Genomic DNA, 3,464 nt, shown 5'->3' on the forward strand with positions numbered 1-3,464 from the left:
TGGTCGTGGTCGTGGTCGTGGTCGTGGTCGTGGTCGTGGTCGTGGTCGTGGTCGTCGTCGTGATCGTGTCCGTGATCGTGATCGTGTCCGTGATCGTGATCGTGCTGAGTTGCCGTCTGAGCCTTGGTCTCAGTAGCGCCGAGATCGAGCTCAACCTCGACTGCGGCCAGAGCACAGTCCGCTGCAGCGGTTGGTGCGAAGAGCTGATCAGCCTGCTCAAGCTGTGCACGAGCATCGGCTAGGGCTGCGCGCTGTGCCTCGGTTCTTGGTGCATGCTCGAAGCCGATCAGATCCATCGCCGGGGTGATCAGCTCGATTAGTAAGGTGTCGCCGTCGACCGCGACATTGAGCTCACCGATGCCATGCACATGGGTGCCGAGCTCGCGATAGCCCGAGGCTCGAGCTGGCTCTTGTTGAGGCTGGGCTTGGTCGTCTGGTTGGCCGTTCGCCTGGCTGGTCTTGTGCTCATGCGCCTGGGTGTGCTCTGTGGGGCTCATTTCCGCAGGGACCTGCGGTTGCTCATCCACAGTAGCATCGGCATCGGCTTGCGCGATGCTGCTGGCAAGGCCAGCTAGACTCAGTGCCAGGACGGACGCCGTGGTCCTGAGCCTCGTTGTCATGGTGCTTGGCATCGGACGCTCCTCAGATTGCTGCGGTCTTGTGGCGGCAATGGGCGCAGGTGCCCAATACCTCGATGACGGGGCGCTCGCTATGAAAACCCGTCTCCCGCTCCAGCGAGCGTAGGCTGCCGGAGATAGCCGCGCTATCAAGCTCTTTGACCTGCCCACAATCGCTACAGATCAGAAACTGGCTCGCGTGCGGGTGCTCAGGATGGGTGCAGCCGATGAACGCGTGCAGGGTCTCGAGCTTGTGCACTAGGCCCTGTTCGAGCAGAAAATCGAGTGCCCGGTAGACCGTTGGCGGCGCTGCAGCTGCGCTCGTGCCCTCGCGCAGCTGGTCGAGGATCTCGTAGGCGCCAACCGGCCGGTCCGCTCGGCATACGAGTTCCAGCACGCGACGCCGCTGCGCTGTGAAGCGGACACCGCGCTGAGCACAGAGGACTTCAGCGGTGCTCAGGGCCTGTTGCAGGGTCTCTTCGTCCATCTCATCCTCTCGTGGTCGCCCGGACCGCCTTCTCGGCTCGCCGCTTTGCCCGAAAGCCAGCACTCAGCGCTGACAGGAGGTAGAGCGCGCCCGCCAGTAGAACAATGGTGGGACCAGTCGGCAGATCAGGTGCGTACGACAACGCCAGGCCACCGCTGCTAAGGAGGGCACCGACGAGGGTCGCGCCAAGCATCATTCCGGCTAGGGTTCCGGTCCAGTGGCCAGCGGTTGCTGCCGGGAGCGTCAGCAGCGCGATCACAAGGATGAGTCCAACGACCTGGATCATCAACACCACCGTGACGGCCACCAGGACCAATAGGAGCAGATAGAACAGATCGACCGGTACCGCGCGCAAGCGAGCAAACTCTTCATCGAACGCCACCGCGACGAATTGCCGATAGAACAAGGCGACGCTCAACAGCAATACCAGATCCAGTAGGGCCATGAACCAAAGCTCTCGCGTCGGCACCAGCAGGATGTTGCCGAATAGGAAGCTCATCAAATCGGTGGCATAGCCAGGTGTCTTCGAGATGAACAGGATGCCGATGGCCATCCCGATCGCCCAGAGTGCGCCGATTGCGGTGTCTTCACCGGTTCGCCAGCGCAGCCGCACCCAACCGATCAAGAGCGCGGCGACGACTGCTGCAGCAAGAGCGCCAGCGAGCGGGTCGTAGCCATAGAAGAGCGCCGCCCCCATGCCCGCAAGCACCGAATGGGCGATGCCGCCGGCCAAGAAGGTGATGCGTTTGACAACAACGAAGGGGCCGATGAGGCCGCAGCCGATGCTGGCGAGCAGGCCCGCAATCAGGGCCTGCTGCAGGAAGTCGTGCTGAAGCAGGGCGGTAAAGAATTCAGGCATGTCCTTGTCGCTTATCTGGGATGCGCATCTGCGGCTGCCGGTGCACCAATCTTGGGTCTGGTCTTGGGGCTGGCCTCGGCGTCGATCTCGGCGTGATCGTGACTGATTTTGTGCACAGGCTCACCATAGAGCTCATTGATCAGGCTGCCGTTGATCGCCTCGGTGTGATGACAGACCAGGGTTCGGTTGAGGCAGGCAACGCGGCTGACATAGCTTGAAATGAAGCTGATGTCGTGGGAAACGACGACGATGGTGCGACGTTGACTGAGCCGGGCGAGCAGCTCGAAGATCTCGCCTTCCATGCGTTGATCGATATTGGCGGTCGGCTCGTCAAGGATCAGGATGGCTGGCTCGCTGACGAGCGCGCGCGCCAGCAACACCCGCTGCAGTTGACCGCCGGATAAGGCGCCGATCGGCTGTAGGGCTAAATCGCCGGCCTCGACATCGTTCAGCGTTTGTCGGGCGTGCTCGCGGTCGCGGCGACGCCATGCCCCGATCTGGTGAAGCAGGCTGCCGTTCAGCCCCAGCCGGCCCATCAGGACGACATCCAGCACCTGGATCGGGAAGTCGCGGGGGAAGGCCGGGTACTGCGGAACATAGCCGATATGGCGTCGGCCCTGCTTCGGCGAGCGGCCCAGCACCCGTATGCGTCCCTGCTGTGGCTGCAGCAGTCCGAGCACCAACTTCAGCAGGGTGCTCTTGCCGCCAGCGTTTGGGCCGACCAGGCCGAGGAACTCGCCGGTCTCGACGCGTAGGCTGATATCCTCCAGCACCGGCACATCGCCATAGGCAAAGCCGAGGTGCTCGACCTCGATGGCTGCTGGCGTCGACGCCGTCATCGGCTGTCGCTCGATGGTGCTGACGGGTTGGCCTCGGACGCGCTGTTGGCATCGACCAGAATCGATGCGAAACGCTGCAGATTCTCGCCATAGTTGGCAGCCAGCGGCGTGGCGACCTCGACCCGTCCGCCAATGCTGCGGGCAACCCGCTGAGCAGTGCGCTTATCGAACTCAGGCTGTACGAAGATCGCGCGTGTGCCGGCAGCCTCGGCCTGAGCGATCAGGGCCGATAGGCGCCGTGGTCCGGGCTCCTTGCCGGCGCGCTCGATCGGGATCTGCACGAGATCATAGGTGTCGGCGAAATAGCCCCAGGCAGGGTGGTAGACCAGAAAGCTGCGCACCTCGAGCGGCTCGAGGCTTTGCTGCAAGTCCTGATGCAGCGCTTGGAGCTCGGCATCGAAGCGCTGCTGCTGGCGTGCATACAGCGGCGCACCCTCGGGATCAAGCTCACTCAGTCGATCGCGGATCGCGACCGCCATCTCGCGCACCAGGACCGGGCTGGTCCAGATATGCGGGTCCATCTCTCGGTTTTCTGCCTGAGTCGCCGCGTGCTCATCGCTCGCATCGCCCACCGCCGCATGCGGTTGGGCTTCATTATGATCTTCAGCGTGCTCGTGCTCGTGCTCGTGCTCGTGCTCGTGCTCGTGCTCGTGCTCGTGCTC

5 protein-coding genes are annotated in these 3,464 nt (G+C 63.2%); all 5 read right to left on the reverse strand.

What is annotated here, in order from left to right; all coding sequences use genetic code 11:
• A partial coding sequence (locus ACY693_RS16795; RefSeq protein ID WP_462322957.1) for a ZrgA family zinc uptake protein occupies positions 1–632 on the reverse strand: 632 nt, incomplete at its 3' end.
• Between the two features lie 10 nt (positions 633–642).
• On the reverse strand, positions 643–1,104 hold the full coding sequence (locus ACY693_RS16800; protein ID WP_462322958.1) for a transcriptional repressor: 462 nt from the start codon (positions 1,102–1,104) through the stop codon (positions 643–645).
• A 1-nt stretch (position 1,105) separates the two neighbouring features.
• Positions 1,106–1,963, reverse strand: a complete 858-nt coding sequence (locus ACY693_RS16805; protein WP_462322959.1) for a metal ABC transporter permease — start codon at positions 1,961–1,963, stop codon at positions 1,106–1,108.
• 11 nt (positions 1,964–1,974) lie between these two features.
• Complete coding sequence (locus tag ACY693_RS16810; RefSeq protein WP_462322960.1) at positions 1,975–2,802, reverse strand: metal ABC transporter ATP-binding protein; 828 nt, start codon at positions 2,800–2,802, stop codon at positions 1,975–1,977.
• Positions 2,799–3,464: metal ABC transporter solute-binding protein, Zn/Mn family (locus ACY693_RS16815; protein ID WP_462322961.1), on the reverse strand; the 666-nt coding region annotated here is incomplete at its 5' end. The genes ACY693_RS16815 and ACY693_RS16810, both read right to left, overlap by 4 nt.

The organism is Halochromatium sp., assembly GCF_054919635.1.